This is a genomic window from Burkholderia sp. SR8 (genome assembly GCF_052851275.1).
Genome location: NZ_JAULUC010000009.1, coordinates 121,174 through 140,138, shown reverse-complemented (window position 1 = coordinate 140,138; position 18,965 = coordinate 121,174). Strand labels below are relative to the sequence as shown.

The following is an 18,965-nucleotide window of genomic DNA, read 5'->3' as shown; positions in this document are numbered from 1 at the left end:
TGCCGCGTGCCGCGTGCTTCAGCCGCGGAACCGGTACTGTTCCAGCGATTCCGGCTTCATCTCGATCGAGAACCCGGGCGCGGTCGGCGGCATGTATGCCGCGCCGCGCACGACGCACGGCTCGACGAAATGCTCGTGCAGGTGGTCGACGTATTCGGTCACGCGCCCTTCCTTCGTGCCGGAAATGCACACGTAGTCGATCATCGACAGATGCTGCACGTACTCGCACAGCCCGACGCCGCCCGCATGCGGGCACACCGGCAGCCCGTACTTCGCGGCCAGCAGCAGCACCGCGAGGATCTCGTTCACGCCGCCGAGCCGGCATGCATCGATCTGCACGACGTCGATCGCGCCGCGCTCGATGAACTGCTTGAACAGCACGCGGTTCTGGCACATCTCGCCGGTCGCGACCTGCACGGGCCCGATCGCCTCGCGGATCTTGCGATGCCCTTCGACGTCGTCGGGGCTCGTCGGCTCCTCGATGAACCACGGCTTCGCGAACGCCAGCTCGCGCACCCAGTCGATCGCTTCATCGACTTCCCACACCTGGTTCGCGTCGATCATCAGCTTGCGATCGGGGCCGAGCACTTCGCGCGCGATCGTCACGCGCCGGATGTCGTCGTCCAGGTTCGCACCGACCTTCAGCTTCACGTATTCGAAACCGGCGTCCACCGCCTCGCGGCACAGTCGGCGCAACTTGTCGTCGCTGTAGCCGAGCCAGCCGGCCGACGTCGTGTAGCACGGGTAGCCGTCGCGCTCGAGCGCCGCGATCCGCGCGGCCTTGCCCGGTGCCTGCCGGCGCAGAAGGTCGAGCGCTTCGTCCTGCGTCAGGCAGTCGGTCAAATAGCGGAAATCGACCGCACGCACGATTTCCTCGGGGCTCATGTCGGCGACGAGCCGCCACAACGGCTTGCCGACCGATTTCGCCCACAAGTCCCACACCGCGTTGACGACGGCGCCCGTCGCGAGGTGGATCGCGCCCTTGTCCGGGCCGATCCAGCGCAGCTGGCTGTCCGACGTCACGTGCCGCCAGAAGCGGCCCATGTCCTCGCGGATCCAGTCGAGGTCGAGGCCGACGACGAGGTGACGCATCGCGTCGATCGCCGCGCAGCAGATTTCGTTGCCGCGTCCGATGGTGAACGTGAGCCCGTGACCTTCGAGCCCGTCGTGGTCGGTTTCGAGCACGACGTACGCGGCCGAATAATCGGGGTCCGGATTCATCGCATCGGAACCGTCGAGCTGCCGCGAGGTCGGGAAGCGCACGTCCAGGACGCGCATCGATCGAATGATAGGCATGACGAATCGTCCGTTAAAGGAAATCAGGCCTGCACGGTGCGCTGGCGCTGCTCGCCGAGCCCGTCGATGCCGAGCGTGATCACCTGCCCGGCGCGCAGATAGACGGGCGGCTTCTGCCCGAGGCCCACGCCCGGCGGCGTGCCGGTCGAGATCACGTCGCCCGGCTGCAGGCTCATGAAGCGGCTCAGGTAGCTGATCAGGTGCGGCACGCGGAACACCATCGTCGCGGTCGAGCCGTTCTGGTAGCGATGGCCGTCGACCTCGAGCCACAGCCGCAGCGCGTGCGGATCCGGCACTTCGTCCGCCGTGACGAGCCACGGGCCGAGCGGGCCGAACGTGTCGTTGCCCTTGCCCTTGTCCCACGTGCCGCCGCGTTCGAGCTGGTATTCGCGTTCCGATACGTCGTTCACCACGCAGTAGCCGGCGACATGCGACAGCGCATCGGCTTCGTCGATGTAGCGGCCGCCCTTGCCGATCACGACGCCGAGTTCGACTTCCCAGTCGGTCTTTTCCGAGCCGCGCGGAATCTCGACGTCGTCGTTCGGCCCGGAGATCGCGCTCGTCCACTTGCCGAACACGACCGGCTCCTTCGGGACTTCCATCCCCGATTCGGCTGCGTGGTCCGAATAGTTGAGCCCGATGCAGATGAACTTGCCGACGCGGCCGACGCACGCGCCGAGCCGCGGCGTGCCGTCGACGAGCGGCAGCGACGACGGATCGATGTCGCGCAGCCGTGCGAGCGACGCGGGCGTCAGCGCGTCGCCGGCGACGTCGTCGATCACGCCGGACAGCTCGCGGATCTTGCCCTGCGCATCGAGCAGGCCGGGTTTCTCATGATGTTTGTCGCCAAATCTCAGCAGTTTCATGTCGTCTGGGCGGAAGCGGAAAGTGAATGGGAGGTGCGGTCAGGCGGACACGGTCGGTTAGACACGGTCAGTTTGACCAGCCGCCATCGATCAGGTGAATCGCGCCGGTGGTGAACGACGCTTCGTCGGACGCGAGATACAACGCGAGCGCGGCCACTTCGTCCGCGGTGCCGATGCGCCCCATCGGCTGCCGCGCGACGAATGCCTGGCGGACGGTGTCGGTCGACACCTGCCGCGTGCGCGCCTGCTCGGCGATCCGCTGCTCCAGCGACGGCGATTCGATCGTGCCCGGGCAGATCGCGTTGCAGCGAATGCGCTGCTCGACGAAATCGGCGGCAACGGACTTGGTCAGGCCGATCACGGCCGCCTTGGTCGTCCCGTAGACGAAGCGGTTCGGCACGCCCTTCACGCTCGACGCGGCCGACGCCATGTTGACGATCGACGCGCCGCCCGCGTCCAGCATCGCCGGCAGCAGCGCGCGAATGAGCCGGTACATCGACGTGACGTTCAGGTTCAGCGAGAACGCCCACGCGTCGTCATCGCAGTCGAGGATCGAGCCGTGGTGCACGAAGCCCGCGCAGTTGAACAGCACGTCGAACGCGCGTTCGTGCGCGGCGAGTGCCGCGACGTCGCCGGCATCGGTCACGTCGAGCCGCCGCGTGGCGAGCCGGCCGCCGGCACGCTCGGCATCGGCCGCGAGTTGCGCGAGCGCGGCTTCGTTGATGTCGGTCGCCAGCACGTCGGCACCCTCGCTTGCGAACCGCAGCGCGGTCGCGCGGCCGATACCCTGCCCGGCCGCCGTCACCAGCGCGCGCTTGCCCTGCAATCTCATGAGCAGCTCTCCCGAAAAGCCGGCCGCCAGTCGGCCGATTGGCACAAAGGACTAAAGGTCCAACCAATCATAGGAACAGAATCGGGATTTGTCACGAACGCGCGATTCAGTATTTTCCCGAGCGGGAGAATCGAGCCGACGGCGGCGGCAGCGGCTTCGTTTACCGTCTTTTTCACGCGTCGACGATCGGCCGCGTCGCCCGCGAAGCCAATATCGGCGGGCGTTTCAGCCGGGCCGGCGCGCCTGGATCGCGCCGCCGCCCGGCGAAACTGACAAAAACGTCATGTCCGCGTCAGCGTCTCAACGGGGTGGGCGCGCGATCATGGGATTGCCGGACCGCGCTTCCCGGCCCACCGCACCCCGCCCGTCGCCGATCGGTGACGGGCGTCTCCGTCCCCCGCGGTGTGCCACGTGACTGAGCGAGCAGACACGGACGCGCGGGCCGATTTTCCCGCCCCGGGCGTACGCGTCCGGGGCGCTTTTGTCGTTGGCGTTTCGAAGAAAATGCGCGGCGATTGTTTCTAAATCGGCAAAAGGTAATTTGAGCCAGACAGGATGTTTTTTCCGGTCACAGACGCTTACATTTAGCGCACCACTCATGGAAACCGCTACGGATTCGCCCTCGGGTAGTGACATCCACTGCCACGGCCGAAACCGCACGAGCTTTAGGAAACGGCAAAATGAAGGCCTCCAAATCCCTGCCTGCGCTCGATCCCGCCGACGTTCACGTCGAAATCCTCGAACGTTCCGATACGCTGCTCGTCGTCCGCTGGGTCGAACCCGGCCGCTGTCACTACGGCGAACAACGCTGGCGCCGCCGCTTCGCGCAGCGCACCGGCACCTGCGCGCTGTCGCGCCAGGTGATCCAGCGCGGCGACGAAGTATTCCGCCCGGCCGAGCGCCCGGCACCCGCGAACGCGGCCGCGATGATCTCCGCCGCCGAAGTGCTCGCGCTGGCCGGCAGCCGATAACGCGCCCCCGCCGCACGCCGCGGCCGGCTGCATCGCCCGCGTGCCCGCGCTAGAAGCGCCGGTCTAGTTCCTCTGCTTGTCTGTCCGGCCTGCGCCGATTATCGTTACATCATCCAATGTAACGATAATGCGTCGTGGCGCCCTGCCACGCCGATGGAGGCAGACATGCATGCATGGAGCGCGCGCCACGTCCCGGCGCAAGGCGGCAAGGTCGCGGTCGTGACCGGCGCGAACAGCGGCCTCGGCTGGCACATTGCGGAAACGCTGGCCGCCAAGGGCGCCACGGTCGTGATGGGCTGCCGCGATGCGACGCGTGCCACGCAAGCCGCCGCCGCGATTCGCCGGTTCCATCCCGCAGCCCGTGTCGAAGTCGAGCCGCTCGACCTCGCCGATCTCGCATCGATCCAGCGCTTCGCCGCCGACGTATCGGACCGTCACGGTCGCGTCGACATCCTCTGCAACAACGCCGGCGTGATGTTCCTGCCGCTGCGCCACACGCGCGACGGCTTCGAGATGCAGTTCGGCACCAATCACCTCGGCCATTTCGCGCTGACCGGCCATCTGCTGCCGGCGCTGCGCGCCGCGCGGCGCGCACGCGTCGTCACGATGTCGAGCGGTTTCAATCGCGGCGGCCGGATCCGCGTCGACGACCTGCGCGCCGAGCGCCGCTACAACCGTTATCTCGCGTACTGCGACAGCAAGCTCGCGAACCTCGTGTTCGCGATCGAACTGCAGCGCCGCTTCCAGCGCGCGGCGTTCGCCGGGATCAGCGTTGCCGCGCACCCCGGCTACGCGGCGACCAATCTGCAGTTCGCGGGCCCCGCGATGGACGATTCGCCCGCGCGCGCCGCGCTGATGCGCGCGGCGAACCGTTATCTCGCGCAACCGGCCGATCAGGGTGCATTGCCGGCGATCCATGCGGCCACGTCGCCCGACCTGACCGGCGGCTCGTATATCGGGCCGTCCGGCTGGTTCGAGGCGCGCGGCCTGCCTGCGGCCGCGAGCGTGCCGCGCGCTGCGCGCGACGTAGCCGTCGCCGCACTGCTGTGGGAAGCGTCGGAAGCCGCTACCGGCGTGCGTTTCCTGAGCTCGGGCGTGCCGGCCGGACGAGCGCCGGCGAAGCCGTTCGACACGGCAGCCGAAGTGCGCTAACCGCGTGCTCGGCTGTTCGCCCATTCTTCATACTTATTACACTTACGGAAACGAAAGCGCGATGAAAGGCGGATTCGGCGCACCACTGTTACCAACCCGGAAACAATCTATCGTCAAAATCAGCGTTTACCCTGAACGACCCGGTGACTAACATTTAGTCAATCGCTGCAGACATGGTGTCGCAAGCGAACTCAATAAAACACCGGAGGTCATCATGAAATCGCTCGTTTCCGCAGTTGTTGCCGCTGTCGCCCTGTCCGCTTCGTTCGGCGCTTTCGCACAAAGCACCGTGACGCGCGCCCAGGTCCGCAACGAACTGGTTCAACTCGAACAAGCCGGCTACAAGCCGGGCCTGTCGAGCCCGTACTATCCGAACGACATCCAGTCGGCGGAAGCGCGCGTTCATGGTGCCGACGCCAGCGGCTACGGCGCACAACCGGCTCCGGTCGTCCACTCGGGCGCCCCGGCTGCCGCAGCGTCGTCGAACGCTCGCGACTCGGTCTTCTTCGGCCAGTAAGCCGACGCGCCCCCCGGCGGGCGCACCGCGCATCGCGCGATCCAGCTGTATCCGGACGAGCCCGTCATGCGGGCTCGTCTTTTTTGCGGCACGCATACCTCCGCCGCCCGGCAGCGGGTGGCTTCGCCCGGGCGCGCTGCGTCCGGGCGCTTTTTCGCATACGGAAGCCGGCAGGCGTGCGCGGCCGCTCAGCGCGGCACGGCGGGCGCAGGCGCGGCGAGCCTTCCGCGCGACAGCACGCGCCACCGCGACAGCAGTTCATCGCGATCGACGTAGCAGCCCTGCAGATGCCGGCGGCCCGTCGACGGATCGAACTCGGTACGCGCATGCAGCACGCGGCGGTTGTCGAACGCCCACATGTCGCCCGCGCGCAGCCGCCGCTGCACGCGAAAACGCGGCTCGCGTGCGAGCGCGAGAAACCGCCGGTATGCGCGGTAGACGGCCGCGACCGATCCGGCCGGCGCATCGAGCGGCCCGCGCAGGAAGTTCGCGACCCTCACCTCGGTCACGTTGCCGCGCGCATCGAGCCCGATCACGGGCGCCGAACAGCGGTAGTCGCTGGTCGCGCTCTTGTTCCAGAACTCGAACGGTGTCGACGCAAGGTGCCCGAAATCGGCCGGATGCTCGCGCCGCAATGCATCGGCGAGCGCGAAGCCGTCGAGGAAAATGCTGTCGCCGCCCGTCGCGTCGTTCGCGAGGCAATGCAGGAACTGCACGCCGGGCTGCAACTCGCGCGTCGGCAGGTCGGTGTGCGGCGGCAGATTGAGCGACGTATAGGCATTGCTGTCCGGACGCGGCTTCGATTCGACGTCGAACAGCACGCCGAAATTGCTTTCGCGAATCAGGCCGATCCGGCGCGCGACCTCGTCGACCCGCCCGCGCTCGGCGGGCACGCCTTCGACGAGCGTCAGCCCGGTGCGCTGCAGCGCGGAAAGCCATGCGAGCAACGCGCCGTCGTCCTCGATCACGTCGCGCCACGCGAATACGCCGATCGCCGTCGCATCGTCGCCGGTCCACACGCGCCGCGCGTGTGCCGCGTGACGCTCGGCGCGCGATGCATCGTCGTATGCATGCGCGCGCAACCATCCCGGCGACCAGGTGCTGCGATGCCCGTCGTTCCACTCGACGTGCAGTGCGCCATCGGTTTCGACATGCACGGCAACGGCGGACAGATCCTCACGCGCATCGGCGATCTCGAACACCTGTTCGCGCGTGAGCACATGCACGCATGCGGAACACGCGCAGTTGTCGCGCAACCAGTCGAAGTGAAACGGCGATCGTCGCGCGTCGCTCCACTCGACGTCCACCGTTCCATCGCCGATCGTCGCCGTCGCGACGGCCGCGTCGGCGGAAAACGTCCGCCAGTCCTCAATACGCTGTTGCGCTGCCTGCATCGTTGCCTCCCGGAAATGCCCGCTACGCGTGCGGTGCGAGCAGAAACCCGCCGATCATCCGGTGCATCCGCGCAGCCTGCGGGCTCGTTCCGAGCGCGCGCCAGCAGCCGTGCACCAGCCCCTCACCCATCCAGTAACGCGCGACGCCGCCGGCCGCGCGGATGCGTTCGACATAGACACGTGCATCGTCGCGCAGCGGATCGTGTTCCGCACCGATCGCGAGCACCGGCGGCAGTCCGTCGAAACGCGGCGCCGCGAGCGGCACCGACGCGCGCAGCAGCGGATCGCCGTTCAACGCGGTTTCGTCCGCATCACCCCAGTACAGCGCGCGGTAGCGATGGACGTCGTCGAGCGTCAGCATCGGTGCATGCACTTCCGTTTCGCGCGCCGGCGATTGCGGTTCGAAACCGAGCATCGGATACACGAGCGCGATGCCGTCGATGCCGTCGATGCCGCCTTCGCCCGCATCGCGCAGCGCCGTGGCGACGGCCGCCGCGAGGTTGCCGCCTGCACTGTCGCCCGCGAGCGTCAGCGGGCGCGTGCATGCGTCGAACGGCCAATGCGCTGCGTCGCGCGCGGCGCGCGTGACGGCGAGGCAATCCGCGAGCGCCGCCGGCGCGCGATGTTCGGGCGCGAGCCGGTAGTCGACCGCGATCACGGCCAGCCCCGTGTCGGCCGCCAGTTGCGCGGTGATCAGCGCGTGACTGTCGAGCGAACCGACGACGAAACCGCCGCCATGAAAGAACAGCACGGTGCCGCGCGGCGCGGCGTGCGCCGGCGCGTAGCGCCGCAGCGCGATCGCGTGTCCGTCCGGTGCGTACCACACCGCGTCGTGCTGCACGATGCCGGCGGGCAGTTCCGCCGGTGTCCATGCGGCTGCGAAGCGATCGTAGACGCGGCGCTGTTCGTCAGGCGAATGCGCCGCGGTGTCGGCCGGGTATGCCGCATCGACCGCCGCGACGAACGCCGCGATTTCCGGTTCGAGCATCGTGTGCGCCCGTCGTCGTCGCGCTAACGGCGCGGCGGCAATCCGATCACGCGCCCCGCATACGCGGGCGCCGCGCAATCGCGCTGCAATGCATGCAGTTCGGCCACGCGCGCGGCGACGTCGTCATCGAACGGCGCCGATTTCGCGCCGTCGCGCGTGTCGACGTGCAGCAGCATCTGCTCGCTCGCCGACACCGCACCGTCATGCCCGTCCGCGAACAGTTCGAGGTAAAGATGCACGCGCTTCGCATCGTGCGCGAACACCCGCGCGTCGACGCGCACGCGGGTGCCTTCCTTGATCTCCTGCAGATAGTTCACGTGCGCTTCGAGCGTGTAGACCGAGCGGCCCCGCTCGCGACGCGTCGCGTCGTCGAGACCGATGCGGTCCAGCAGCGCATCGGTCGCGAAGCTGAAGATCAGCAGATAGAACGCGTCGCGCAGATGGCCGTTGTAGTCGACCCACTCGGGCCGTACGACGTCGCGGTAGATCGTCAGCGGGGTATCGCCGGTCATGTTCGTTCAGTCCTCGAATCGCATTCCGTGCCGCGCCTTCACCGCGGCGATCGCCTTCAGCACCTCGGTGATGCACTCGTCGCGATAGCGCTCGAGTTCCTTGATGCGGCGCGTGCCCTGCTGCTCGCTCGTACCTTCGACGACGCGGTCGATCAGTTCGTCGGTCAGCTTCGGCGCGACCAGCTTCGTCCACGGCAGTTCGAGCGCCGGGCCGAACTGCTGCATGAAGTGTCGCATGCCCGCGTCGCCGCCGGCCAGCGTATAGGTCAGGAACGTGCCCATGAACGACCAGCGGATGCCCGCACCGAAGCGGATCGCGTCGTCGATCTCGCCGGTCGTCGCGACGCCTTCGTTGACGAGATGCAGCGCCTCGCGCCACAACGCCTCGAGCAGCCGGTCGGCGATGAAGCCCGGCACTTCCTTGCGCACGTGCAGCGGCCGCATGCCGAGCTTGCGATAGATTGCCATCGCGGCTTCGACCGCTTCCGGCGACGTGCGCGCGCCGCCGAGCACCTCGACGAGCGGCAGCAGGTAGACCGGATTGAACGGGTGGCCGACCACGCAGCGCTCCGGATGCGTCGCCCGCGCATAGAAATCGGTCGGCAGCAGCCCCGACGTCGACGACGCGATGATCGCGTCCGGCTTCGCCGCGCGGCTGATCTGTTCGTGCAGTTCGAGCTTCAGCGTCTCGCGCTCGGGCGCGCTTTCCTGGATGAAGTCCGCGTCGGCGACACAGGCCTCGATCGTCGCTTCGAAGCGCAGCCGCGCGGGATCGGCGCCCGGCGCGAGGCCGACGCGCTCAAGCGCGGGCCATGCATTCGCGACGTTCGCGCGCAGGCGCGCCTCGGCGCCGGGCGCCGGGTCCCACACGACCACGTCGAGACCGTGCGCGAGCGCACGGCAAATCCATCCGCTGCCGATGACGCCGGTGCCGATCGCGGCGAACGTCCTGATGTCGGTCTTCACTGCCATGTCAACGCATCCTTGAAATCGAGGGGAATCGGATGGCGGCCGCGCTCGTGCGTGCCGCCGTCGTGAATCGGAATCGGTCGCCGGACCTCACGCGAACTCGGCCACCGCACGGCGTTCGAGCAGGCGCTCGCCGCGCGCCGGCAGGCCGAGCTTGCGGCGTCCCTCCGCCGGCGTCAGCACGCGGCCGCCGAGCCGTTCGACGATTTCGCGTGCGCGCTCGACCAGCGTGCCGTTGGTCGCGTGCACGCCGCGATCGAGCCAGATGTTGTCTTCGAGGCCGACGCGCACGTGACCGCCGAGCAGCATCGCCTGCGCGACCATCGGCATCTGCATGCGGCCGATCCCGAAGCCGGCCCAGTGCGCGCCCGGCGGCAGGTTATCGACCATCGCCTTCATCGTGCCGGTGTCGGCCGGCGCGCCCCACGGAATGCCGAGGCACAGCTGGAACAGCGGCGGATCGTCGAGCAACCCTTCCTTCAGCAGTTGCTTCGCGAACCACAGATGGCCCGTATCGAAGATTTCCAGCTCGGGCTTCACGCCGAGCTCCTGGATGCGTTTCGCACCCGCGCGCAGTTGCGCGGGCGTCGACACGTAGATGTAGTCGCCGTCGCCGAAATTCAGCGTGCCGCAGTCGAGCGTGCAGATTTCCGGCAGCAGTTCCTCGACGTGCGCGAGACGCGTGAGGCCGCCGACGAGATCGGTGCCCTTGCCGAAGCGCATCGGATCTTCGCCCGGACCGATTTCCAGATCGCCGCCCATGCCGGCCGTCAGGTTGATGATCACGTCGACGTCGGCCGATCGAATGCGGTCGACCACTTCGCGGTACAGGTTCGGATCGCGGCTGCCGCGCCCCGTCTGCGGATCGCGCACGTGGCAGTGCGCGACCGTCGCGCCGGCCTTCGCGGCTTCGATCGCCGCGGCCGCGATTTCCTTCGGCGTGACCGGAATCGCCGGATGCTTGCCGACCGTATCGCCCGCGCCGGTGACCGCACAGGTGATGATGACTTCGTTGTTCATGCTGGGAGCCCTCGCTCGTTTCGTGCTCGATTTATGTCGTACTGCAGATGATTCGTTGCTGCGCGCCGCCCGCGTGCGGCGCGCATGATCCGTTACAGGCCGAGATAGGCCTTCACGGCGGGCAGCCCGTCCTTGCCGTCGAACGTCTTGACGCCGGCGAGCCACGCATCGAGCACCTGCGGATTCTTCTTCAGGTATGCCTTCGCCGCGTCGGCCGGCTTCGTCTTGTTCATCACCGACTGCATCAGCTGGTTCTCGAGCTGCGTCGAGAAGCGCAGGTTCTCGACGAGCTTGCCCGCGTTCGGGCAACGCGAGATGAAGTCGGGCGCCGTCAGCGTGTACACGCGCGCTTCGCCGTAGTTCGGGCCGAACGACGCATCGCCGCCGGACAGGTAGTTCATGCTGATCTGGATGTTCATCGGATGCGGCTCCCAGCCGAGGAACACGACCCACTTCTTCTCGCGGATCGCGCGCTCGACCGTGACGAGCATCCCCGCCTCGCTCGACTCGACCAGCTTGAAGCCGCCGAGCCCGTACTGGTTCGTGTCGATCATCTTCTGGATCGTCGCGTTCGCGCTGCTGCCCGGCTCGATCCCGTAGATCTTGCCGTCGAGCTCCGCGCGGTGCTTCGCGATGTCGTCGAAGGTCTTCAGGCCGGCCTGGTATTCGTAGCTCGGCACCGCGAGCGTCGCCTTCGCGCCCGACAGGTTCGGCGGTTCGACGACGTTGATCGACTTGCTGTCGAGGAACGGCTGCAGCTGTTTCTGCTGCACCGGCCACCAGTAGCCGAGCGAGACGTCGAGCTGCTTGCTCTTCAGGCCGGCGAACGAGATCGGCACCGAGGCGATCGTCGTCGTCGGCTTGTAGCCGAGCCCTTCGAATACCGTCGACGCGAGCGCCGTGGTCGAGGTGATGTCGGTCCAGCCGATGTCCGCGAAACGTACGTTGCGGCAGGTCGCGGCATCCGTTTCGGCCTGCGCCGCGGTCGTGACTGCGCCGGTCGCCAGCACGGCCGCGACGAACGCGGCGATCTTTGTCGACTTCATGGTTTCTCCCCTCCGGTTGGACCGATGTCCGACGGGTGCGCGAAGTGCGTCCCGGCCTGCATCGTGGAAGTAAAAGTAACGAGCCATATTGCCAGCAAGACGACCGCCGGCGACCTGTTCTTGACTGTTTGCGACTATGAGTGGAAACCACTACGCGCGGGCTGCGGCTTGTGGGGCGTGGGTTTCGGGCGGATTCAGGCGAGAACGGGTTTGTCCGGATGCGGCGTCGGGAATGTAAGGTGCGCGCGCTTCGCCGGCGACATTCAGGCGCGCCCTGCGACTTGTGCCGGCCGCGCGGTTCGAGGGCCGCGCGGTGCCGTTATCGCGGCACTTCGACGTACGTTTCCCCGCAAATCTCGCGCAGTGCCTGGACGAGCAAATCCCGCGTCGGCGCATGCGGGTCGGCGGAGCGCGTGAACAGCGCGATCGGCGGCAGCGTCCAGACCAGCGAGTAAGGGACGATCGCGACGCCCGCGATGCGCACCATTTCTTCGGCGATATCGGCCGGCACGATCGACACCGCGTCGTCGCTCGACGCGATCATTTCGCCGATCAGCTTCGACGAGTAGCTCTCGACGATCGGCACCGGCGGCGCGATGCCCGCCGACAGGAACAGGTCGGTCACCTGCTCGCGCATCGGCGTATGCGGCGCGCCGAGAATCCAGTCCAGCGCGCGCAGCTTCTCCCAGTCGAGCCTCGTGCGCGCCAGTTTCGCCGCGAGGCGCCGGCTCGCGATCATCCGCGGCTGCTGCTGGTACAGCACTTCGAACGATACCTGCCCGAGATCGACCGCCGACGACGCGCGCCCGATCACGAGGTCGACGCTGTGGTCCTTCAGCTGCAGCAGCAACTGGTCGCTCGTGCCTTCGTGGATCGTCACGGTCAGGCGCCGTTCCATCCGGGATTGCAGGCGCTTCAGCGCCGCCGACAGCATCTGGCCCGAAATAAACGGAATCACGCCGATATGCAGGTGCGCCGCATGGCCGGCCGCGACCGCCTCCATCTCGCGGGCGAGATGGTCGAGGTCCTTCAGCATCGCCTTCGCCCGTTCGAGCACGACCGAGCCGAGCGCGGTCGGCCGCATCCCGCGCGACGAGCGCTCGAACAGCGGCGTGCCGAACATGCTCTCCAGCTCGGACAGCGCGTTCGTCACGGCCGGCTGGCTGCTGGCCATGTGCTCGGCGACGCGCGTCAGCGACCCGTGCTGCTGGATCTGCAGCAGCAGCATCAGATGCCGCATCTTCAGGCGCGCACCCAGGCGCCGCACCACGTCGTTCGCGTCGAAAGTCATTGCCGGACGGCCATACCATCATGAAAAAGTGATGGACCGATATTAAAACAGAATCATCTCCTTATGGCCGATCCCTAGAATCACCTTCATCGATCGCGTCGGGACTGGCCTGACGCGCATGCCCGGACCCAGGAACATGAAACAGACAGAGACCCAGCAGCAGGCCGCGTACGACTATCACGAGTTTCCGACCCCGGGGAAGATCTCCGTCGTCGCCAGCAAGCCGCTCGTGACGCAGCGCGATCTCGCGCTCGCGTACACGCCGGGCGTCGCGAGCGTCTGCGAGTCGATCGCGGCCGAGCCGCTGAACGCGCACCGCTTCACGAGCCGCGGGAATCTGGTGGGCGTCATCACCAACGGCACCGCGGTGCTGGGTCTGGGCAACATCGGCGCGCTCGCGTCGAAGCCGGTGATGGAAGGCAAGGCCGTGCTGTTCAAGAAGTTCGCCGGCATCGACGTGTTCGACATCGAAATCAACGAAACCGACCCGGACAAGCTCGTCGACATCATCGCCGGCCTCGAACCCACGTTCGGCGGGATCAACCTGGAAGACATCAAGGCGCCGGAATGCTTCACCGTCGAGCGCAAGCTGCGCGAGCGCATGAAGATTCCCGTCTTCCACGACGACCAGCACGGCACCGCGATCACCGTCGCGGCCGCGTTCATCAACGGGCTGAAGGTGGTCGGCAAGTCGATCGCCGAAGTGAAGGTCGTCACGTCGGGGGCGGGCGCCGCCGCGCTCGCGTGCCTGGACCTGCTCGTCGACCTCGGGCTGCCGGTCGCGAACATCTGGGCGACGGACATCGAAGGCGTCGTCTATCGCGGCCGGACCACGCTGATGGACCCGGCCAAGGAACGCTTCGCGCAGGAAACCGACGCGCGTACGCTGGCCGAAGTGATCGGCGGCGCCGACGTGTTCCTCGGGCTGTCGGTCGGCGGCATTCTGAAGCCGGACATGCTGAAGGCGATGGCCGCGCGCCCGCTGATTCTCGCGCTCGCGAACCCGACGCCCGAGATCTTCCCGGAACTCGCGCATGCGACGCGCGACGACGTCGTGATCGCGACCGGCCGCTCGGATTTCCCGAACCAGGTCAACAACGTGCTGTGCTTCCCGTACATCTTCCGCGGCGCGCTGGATGTGGGCGCAACGACCATCACCCGCGAAATGGAAATCGCCGCGGTTCACGCGATTGCCGGCCTCGCGCAGGAAGAGCAGAACGATATCGTCGCGGCGGCCTATGGCGGCGATGAAGTGTCGTTCGGTCCGCAATACCTGATTCCGAAGCCGTTCGATCCGCGCCTGATCGTGCGTATCGCGCCGGCCGTGGCCAAAGCGGCGATCGAGGGCGGCGTGGCGACGCGCCCGCTCGCGGATCTCGACGCGTATGTCGAGCAGCTGCAGCAGTTCGTCTACCACTCCGGCGCATTCATGAAGCCGCTGTTCGCGACCGCGCGCCAGCTCGTGCGCGACGGCGGCAAGGCGCGCATCGTGTTCACCGAGGGCGAGGACGAGCGCGTACTGCGCGCGGTGCAGGTGATCGTCGACGAGAAGCTCGCGCGACCTGTCCTGGTCGGCCGTCCCGAGGTGCTGCTCGCGCGGATCGAGCGATTCGGCCTGCGCCTGCGTCTCGGCCAGGACGTCGAGGTGACCAATCCGGAATATGACGAGCGCTTCCCGCAATACTGGACCACGTATTGGGAACTGCGCTGCCGCGACGGGATTTCGAAGGAGATGGCGCGCGTCGAAATGCGCCGCCGCCTGACGCTGATCGGCGCGATGATGGTGCGGCTCGGCGATGCGGACGGGATGATCTGCGGCACCGTCGGCGAATATCACAACCACCTGCGCTTCGTCGACGAAGTGATCGGCAGAAAGCCCGGTGCGTCGACCTATGCGGCGATGAATATCCTGCTGCTGAATCAACGGACGGTCGCGCTCGTCGATACGCACGTGAACGACAATCCGGACGCCGAGCAGATCGCGGAATTCACGATCGCGGCCGCACGTCAGATGGAATGGCTGAACCTGACGCCGAAGGCTGCGCTGCTGTCGCGGTCGAACTTCGGGTCGGGCAGCGCGGCGTCCGGCGTGAAGATGCGCAAGGCGCTGGACCTCATTCGCGCGCAGGCGCCGGATATCGAAGCCGATGGCGAAATGCACGGCGACTGCGCGCTCGACGAGGCGCTGCGGTCGCGGCTGCTGCCGATGTCGCCGCTGAAGGGCGCCGCGAACCTGCTCGTGTGCCCGAACGTCGATGCGGGGAATATCGCCTACAACCTGCTCAAGACGGAAGCCGGCAGCAACGTCGCGGTCGGGCCGTTCCTGCTGGGCGTCAACGGGCCGGTGAACATTCTCACGTCGAGCGCGACCGTGCGCCGGATCGTCAACATGACGGCGTTGACGGTGATCGAGGCCAACCGGAGCGCGGCGGGCTGAGCGCGGCTGAAGTCGTCGCATGATGCGGGCCGGCTGCGGCCGGCCCCGTCCTGCGAGCGAAGGATTAGAATCGTCGCGAATCGGCTCCCGACCCGGCAGCCGTCCCCTTTCGCGAGAAGCAGCGATGACGGTCACGATTGCGTACCTCGACGAACCGCCATTTGGATGGACGGCGCCGGACGGCACGGCGACCGGCGCCGACATCGACCTGGCCGGCGAGATCCTGCGGGCGATCGGCGTCACCCGGATCGAACATCACCTGACGACGTTCAATGAACTGCTGCCAGGCGTTGCCGCGGGCCGCTGGGACATGAACGTTCCGCTCTTCGTTACACCCGAACGCGCGGCCATGGTGGCGTTCAGCGCACCTGTGTGGGGCATCGCGGACGGCTTTCTCGTGCGTGCCGGAAACCCGAGGCAACTCGTGAGCTACGCTTCGCTTGCCGCGCATCCCGATGCGCGTCTCGGCGTCATTACCGGGCAGGTGCAGCACGATTCGGCGAAAGCAGCGGGCGTGCGCGAGCACCAGATCACCCTGTTCGACCGGCAAGCCGATGCGATCGAGGCGGTGATCGCCGGCACGGTCGACGCGTACGCCAGCACTGCGCTGGGAAACCGGATCGTGGCGAACCGGATCGACGGCGCATCGCTCGAGGCCGTGGCGCACGAGGCGGTAGCGGACGGGATACCACGCCGGCCGCCGTTGGGCGCTTTCTCGTTCAATCGACAGAACAACGCGTTGCTCGATGCGGTCAACCGGCAGCTACGCGTGTATCTGGGTTCCGCGGCGCATCGTGCGCGCATGGCGGAGTTCGGATTGAGCAGTGCCGAAATCGATCCGGCTCTCCACTGAAATGGTGCAGCGACGATGAGCATCGGCACCTGGCTCAAGCGCCTTCGCAACGACACCCGCAACGTCGACACGTTCGACAGCGTGACGCTGGACGCTGCGCATCGCGTGCTCGCACCGGCCGTCGACGCCGCGTTGGGCGGGCGACGCTTCGAGGCTGTCGCGCCGCTGACGTGGGTACGGTCCGACGGCGCGCCGATCCGCCCGATGTTCGCATTTCCGGCATGGAAAGGCGGCGTGATCGCGCCACGCTGGGGATTTTCGTTCGACTTCGTCCCGCACGTGTCCGGCAACGCGGTTCGATGGCATCGAACCGGCAAGTCGGCGATCTTCGACTTCGCCGTCGATGCACGCGACCGGGCGCTCGATATCAGCGTGATTCACGGGGAGCGCGGCGTCGCCGACAGAGCGGCCGTGGTCGTGAAAACAGCGATCGCGCGTGCGGACGAACTGTGGCAACGCGTCGAGTCGATCGAAGACGTCGTGGCAGCATTCGAATGGCTGAGGGCCCATCTGTCGAGCGGCGGGCTGGGCTTCTACAACTATGTCCAGCATCCGATCGCGCTTGCGTTCGTGCTCGCGAAGACGGGCGACGCGGCCGGCGCACGTCGAGAGCTGGACCGCTTTCTGGAAGGACGTTCGCCGGACGATACGGTTTCAACACGCCTGCGCGAACTGTTGAGCAAGACTGCCGATGGCGGGTGACGGCCCGCAGCGGCGTTGACCATCGAAGATCACACCTGGAGGCCATGACGTGACGGACACCGAAAAGTACGTAATGGAGTGCATCAGCAAATGGGTCTGGTCGGGGTTCAACGACTCCGACGACGTCCGGGAAATGATGGAAGACATCCTGGAACCGGACTGCGATGCAGACCGGCTGGAAGGCTTCATCGACTCGGAATTCGAGCGCAAGGCCGCCGCGGAGCGGTCCTGGCCGCCGGAGACGGATTGCGATCGCCTGGACCGCGTGTTCGACGAACTGGACGACGCCGGCATCTGCGCGCTGTCGAACGCCGGATACACGATGTCAGACGGCCACTCGGATGTTTCGGAGGTCGTGCGGGAAGCGCCGCAGGGACGCTACCATGGGTACTGCTTTTATCACGGGCAGGATGTCGAAAGAGCGCTGGATGGACACGGCCTGACGATCGCCTTCGGCGACCTCGCCGGCGATGATGCGCGCGGGGCGGCAGTCGGTCGGCAGGTTGTAGAAGCGCTTTCGCGGGCGGGGTTCGAAACATCGTGGAACGGGTCTGCTGCGACTCGTATCGATGTCCCATCGTTCGACTGGAAAAGACGCTATCGGTAGCATCGGGTGTAGACGGGCAAGATGCCAAACGATCTGAACCGCGTAGCCTATTGGGTTACTCCCGGCATATACACATGGGGTTCAAGCGCCTGCAGCCGGCGCGCATCCGGTTCGAGTGGATCGCATGGGCCCCGCCGGCCGCCGATCGAGCGCGGCGGCATTCGGTAAACGCGGCGCGTCCGCAATCGTGATCTTGATCGATCTCGTCACGTCACGCGCCGCGACGCATACTCTGGACCGCCGATGCGCTACAGCACCCGCTCCAGCGCAGTCGCGAACCGCGCGACCGCCGCATCGACGTCATGCAGCTTGTCGAGACCGAACAAGCCGATGCGGAAAGTCTTGAAATCCGCCGGTTCGTCGCATTGCAACGGCACGCCGGCCGCGATCTGCATGCCGACGTCGGCAAATTTCTTGCCGGAGCGGATATCGTCATCGTCGGTGTAACAGACGACAACACCCGGTGCCTCGAAGCCTTCGGCCGCGACACTCCGGAACCCCTTCTGCGCGAGCAGCGCGCGAATCCGCGTGCCGAGTTCGAGCTGTTCCGCCCTCACCTTGTCGAAGCCGTACGCTTCCGTTTCCTCGATCACGTCGCGCAGCGTCGCGAGGCCGTCCGTGGGCATCGTCGCGTGATACGCGAACCCGCCGTTCTCGTACGCTTCCATGATCTGCAGCCACTTGCGCAGATCGCACGCAAAGCTGGTGCTCGTCGTCGCGTCGATCCGCTCGCGCGCGAGCGGACCGAGCATCACCAGCGCACAGCCGGGCGACGCGCTCCAGCCCTTCTGCGGCGCGCTGATCAGCACGTCGACGCCGCTCGCCTCCATGTCGACCCAGATCGTGCCGGACGCGATGCAATCGAGCACGAACATGCCGCCGACCGCATGCACGGCGTCGGCCACCGCACGCATGTACGCATCGGGCAACATCATCCCGGACGCCGTTTCGACGTGCGGTGCAAACACCAGATCCGGCTTGTGCTCGCGAATCGCCGCGACGACCTCGTCGATCGGCGCCGGCGCAAACGCAGCCTGGCGGCCCGATTCGACCGGACGCGCCTTCAACACGATCGACTCGGACGGAATGCCGCCCATGTCGAAAATCTGCGACCAGCGGAAGCTGAACCAGCCGTTGCGGATGACGAGGCACTTCCGGTTCGTCGCGAATTGCCGCGCCACGGCTTCCATGCCGAACGTCCCGCTGCCCGGCACGATTGCAACCGCCTTCGCGTGGTAGACCTGCTTCAGCGCGGCGGAAATGTCGCGCATCACGCGCTGGAAGCGCTGCGACATGTGATTGATCGACCGGTCGGTGTACACGACCGAGTATTCAAGAAGCCCGTCGCGGTCGACATCGGGAAGTAATCCTGGCACGTTCGCCTCCGGTAAAGGATGGAATGAGAGCGGGCGGTATGCGTGAATCGATGCCGCTCCGCCTTTGCAGCGCTTGTTTCCTTCGATAGACGAATGATTCTAGCGAAAGCTGTCTGAAGGTTGGAATTTTGGTGTG

At 66.8% G+C, this 18,965-nt stretch carries 18 protein-coding genes; 7 read left to right on the top strand and 11 right to left on the bottom strand.

The features are described from left to right. Positions 1–18 precede the first annotated feature (18 nt). The 3 genes from Q3A80_RS14310 to Q3A80_RS14300 all read right to left on the bottom strand — a co-directional run bounded on the left by Q3A80_RS14310 (position 19) and on the right by Q3A80_RS14300 (position 2,994). Positions 19–1,296 carry an L-fuconate dehydratase gene (locus Q3A80_RS14310; protein WP_446329622.1) on the bottom strand — a complete coding sequence of 426 codons (1,278 nt, stop codon included), beginning with the start codon at positions 1,294–1,296 and terminating at the stop codon, positions 19–21. Positions 1,297–1,319: 23 nt separating this feature from the next. Continuing rightward, a complete protein-coding gene (locus Q3A80_RS14305) occupies positions 1,320–2,162 on the bottom strand; it encodes an ureidoglycolate lyase (RefSeq protein ID WP_446329621.1) in 843 nt (280 codons plus the stop codon). 67 nt (positions 2,163–2,229) lie between these two features. Beyond that, complete coding sequence (locus tag Q3A80_RS14300) at positions 2,230–2,994, bottom strand: SDR family oxidoreductase (RefSeq protein ID WP_446329620.1); 765 nt, start codon at positions 2,992–2,994, stop codon at positions 2,230–2,232. 680 nt (positions 2,995–3,674) lie between these two features. Here Q3A80_RS14300 and Q3A80_RS14295 point away from each other — a divergent pair. The 3 genes from Q3A80_RS14295 to Q3A80_RS14285 all read left to right on the top strand — a co-directional run bounded on the left by Q3A80_RS14295 (position 3,675) and on the right by Q3A80_RS14285 (position 5,634). Then, positions 3,675–3,965, top strand: coding sequence for a DUF3331 domain-containing protein (locus Q3A80_RS14295; protein ID WP_006749506.1), 291 nt, complete (start codon positions 3,675–3,677; stop codon positions 3,963–3,965). A 165-nt stretch (positions 3,966–4,130) separates the two neighbouring features. Then, positions 4,131–5,117: an oxidoreductase gene (locus Q3A80_RS14290; RefSeq protein WP_446329619.1), complete on the top strand. Its 987-nt coding sequence runs from the start codon at positions 4,131–4,133 to the stop codon at positions 5,115–5,117. 214 nt (positions 5,118–5,331) lie between these two features. Continuing rightward, complete coding sequence (locus Q3A80_RS14285) at positions 5,332–5,634, top strand: DUF4148 domain-containing protein (RefSeq protein WP_124495223.1); 303 nt, start codon at positions 5,332–5,334, stop codon at positions 5,632–5,634. Positions 5,635–5,822: 188 nt separating this feature from the next. Here the strand turns inward: Q3A80_RS14285 and Q3A80_RS14280 are convergent, their stop codons facing one another. From Q3A80_RS14280 to Q3A80_RS14250, 7 genes are all read right to left on the bottom strand, one after another. Continuing rightward, a complete protein-coding gene (locus Q3A80_RS14280; RefSeq protein ID WP_446329618.1) occupies positions 5,823–7,028 on the bottom strand; it encodes a TauD/TfdA family dioxygenase in 1,206 nt (401 codons plus the stop codon). Between the two features lie 22 nt (positions 7,029–7,050). Then, the gene (locus Q3A80_RS14275; protein ID WP_446329617.1) at positions 7,051–8,016 is read right to left on the bottom strand and encodes an alpha/beta hydrolase; all 966 of its coding nucleotides are present in this window, start codon (positions 8,014–8,016) and stop codon (positions 7,051–7,053) included. A 23-nt stretch (positions 8,017–8,039) separates the two neighbouring features. After that, a complete protein-coding gene (locus Q3A80_RS14270; protein WP_057927505.1) occupies positions 8,040–8,528 on the bottom strand; it encodes a thioesterase family protein in 489 nt (162 codons plus the stop codon). A 6-nt stretch (positions 8,529–8,534) separates the two neighbouring features. Next, on the bottom strand, positions 8,535–9,500 hold the full coding sequence (locus Q3A80_RS14265) for an L-carnitine dehydrogenase (RefSeq protein ID WP_446329616.1): 966 nt from the start codon (positions 9,498–9,500) through the stop codon (positions 8,535–8,537). Positions 9,501–9,587: 87 nt separating this feature from the next. Next, positions 9,588–10,517 carry a 3-keto-5-aminohexanoate cleavage protein gene (locus tag Q3A80_RS14260; RefSeq protein WP_446329615.1) on the bottom strand — a complete coding sequence of 310 codons (930 nt, stop codon included), beginning with the start codon at positions 10,515–10,517 and terminating at the stop codon, positions 9,588–9,590. Between the two features lie 92 nt (positions 10,518–10,609). Next, a complete protein-coding gene (locus Q3A80_RS14255; RefSeq protein ID WP_446329614.1) occupies positions 10,610–11,563 on the bottom strand; it encodes a choline ABC transporter substrate-binding protein in 954 nt (317 codons plus the stop codon). Between the two features lie 319 nt (positions 11,564–11,882). Then, positions 11,883–12,854, bottom strand: coding sequence for a LysR substrate-binding domain-containing protein (locus tag Q3A80_RS14250; RefSeq protein ID WP_446329613.1), 972 nt, complete (start codon positions 12,852–12,854; stop codon positions 11,883–11,885). Positions 12,855–12,990: 136 nt separating this feature from the next. Between Q3A80_RS14250 and Q3A80_RS14245 the strand changes: the two genes are divergently transcribed. From Q3A80_RS14245 to Q3A80_RS14230, 4 genes are all read left to right on the top strand, one after another. Next, positions 12,991–15,291: an NADP-dependent malic enzyme gene (locus Q3A80_RS14245; protein WP_446329612.1), complete on the top strand. Its 2,301-nt coding sequence runs from the start codon at positions 12,991–12,993 to the stop codon at positions 15,289–15,291. 124 nt (positions 15,292–15,415) lie between these two features. Continuing rightward, positions 15,416–16,144, top strand: a complete 729-nt coding sequence (locus tag Q3A80_RS14240; RefSeq protein WP_446329722.1) for a transporter substrate-binding domain-containing protein — start codon at positions 15,416–15,418, stop codon at positions 16,142–16,144. 15 nt (positions 16,145–16,159) lie between these two features. Next, positions 16,160–16,846, top strand: a complete 687-nt coding sequence (locus tag Q3A80_RS14235) for a hypothetical protein (protein ID WP_446329611.1) — start codon at positions 16,160–16,162, stop codon at positions 16,844–16,846. A gap of 49 nt (positions 16,847–16,895) precedes the next feature. Further along, positions 16,896–17,453 (top strand): DUF6891 domain-containing protein, encoded by a 558-nt coding sequence (locus Q3A80_RS14230; protein WP_446329610.1) that lies wholly within the window; start codon positions 16,896–16,898, stop codon positions 17,451–17,453. Between the two features lie 248 nt (positions 17,454–17,701). Here the strand turns inward: Q3A80_RS14230 and Q3A80_RS14225 are convergent, their stop codons facing one another. Next, positions 17,702–18,829, bottom strand: a complete 1,128-nt coding sequence (locus Q3A80_RS14225; protein ID WP_446329609.1) for an aminotransferase class V-fold PLP-dependent enzyme — start codon at positions 18,827–18,829, stop codon at positions 17,702–17,704. Positions 18,830–18,965: the final 136 nt, after the last annotated feature.

Excerpts from the sequence above, each read along its gene's own strand:
- Q3A80_RS14310 (WP_446329622.1), bottom strand. The coding sequence starts at position 1,296 with ATGCCTATCATTCGATCGATGCGCGTCCTGGACGTGCGCTTCCCGACC.
- Q3A80_RS14305 (WP_446329621.1), bottom strand. The coding sequence starts at position 2,162 with ATGAAACTGCTGAGATTTGGCGACAAACATCATGAGAAACCCGGCCTG.
- Q3A80_RS14300 (WP_446329620.1), bottom strand. The coding sequence starts at position 2,994 with ATGAGATTGCAGGGCAAGCGCGCGCTGGTGACGGCGGCCGGGCAGGGT.
- Q3A80_RS14295 (WP_006749506.1), top strand. The coding sequence starts at position 3,675 with ATGAAGGCCTCCAAATCCCTGCCTGCGCTCGATCCCGCCGACGTTCAC.
- Q3A80_RS14290 (WP_446329619.1), top strand. The coding sequence starts at position 4,131 with ATGCATGCATGGAGCGCGCGCCACGTCCCGGCGCAAGGCGGCAAGGTC.
- Q3A80_RS14285 (WP_124495223.1), top strand. The coding sequence starts at position 5,332 with ATGAAATCGCTCGTTTCCGCAGTTGTTGCCGCTGTCGCCCTGTCCGCT.
- Q3A80_RS14280 (WP_446329618.1), bottom strand. The coding sequence starts at position 7,028 with ATGCAGGCAGCGCAACAGCGTATTGAGGACTGGCGGACGTTTTCCGCC.
- Q3A80_RS14275 (WP_446329617.1), bottom strand. The coding sequence starts at position 8,016 with ATGCTCGAACCGGAAATCGCGGCGTTCGTCGCGGCGGTCGATGCGGCA.
- Q3A80_RS14270 (WP_057927505.1), bottom strand. The coding sequence starts at position 8,528 with ATGACCGGCGATACCCCGCTGACGATCTACCGCGACGTCGTACGGCCC.
- Q3A80_RS14265 (WP_446329616.1), bottom strand. The coding sequence starts at position 9,500 with ATGGCAGTGAAGACCGACATCAGGACGTTCGCCGCGATCGGCACCGGC.
- Q3A80_RS14260 (WP_446329615.1), bottom strand. The coding sequence starts at position 10,517 with ATGAACAACGAAGTCATCATCACCTGTGCGGTCACCGGCGCGGGCGAT.
- Q3A80_RS14255 (WP_446329614.1), bottom strand. The coding sequence starts at position 11,563 with ATGAAGTCGACAAAGATCGCCGCGTTCGTCGCGGCCGTGCTGGCGACC.
- Q3A80_RS14250 (WP_446329613.1), bottom strand. The coding sequence starts at position 12,854 with ATGACTTTCGACGCGAACGACGTGGTGCGGCGCCTGGGTGCGCGCCTG.
- Q3A80_RS14245 (WP_446329612.1), top strand. The coding sequence starts at position 12,991 with ATGAAACAGACAGAGACCCAGCAGCAGGCCGCGTACGACTATCACGAG.
- Q3A80_RS14240 (WP_446329722.1), top strand. The coding sequence starts at position 15,416 with ATGACGGTCACGATTGCGTACCTCGACGAACCGCCATTTGGATGGACG.
- Q3A80_RS14235 (WP_446329611.1), top strand. The coding sequence starts at position 16,160 with ATGAGCATCGGCACCTGGCTCAAGCGCCTTCGCAACGACACCCGCAAC.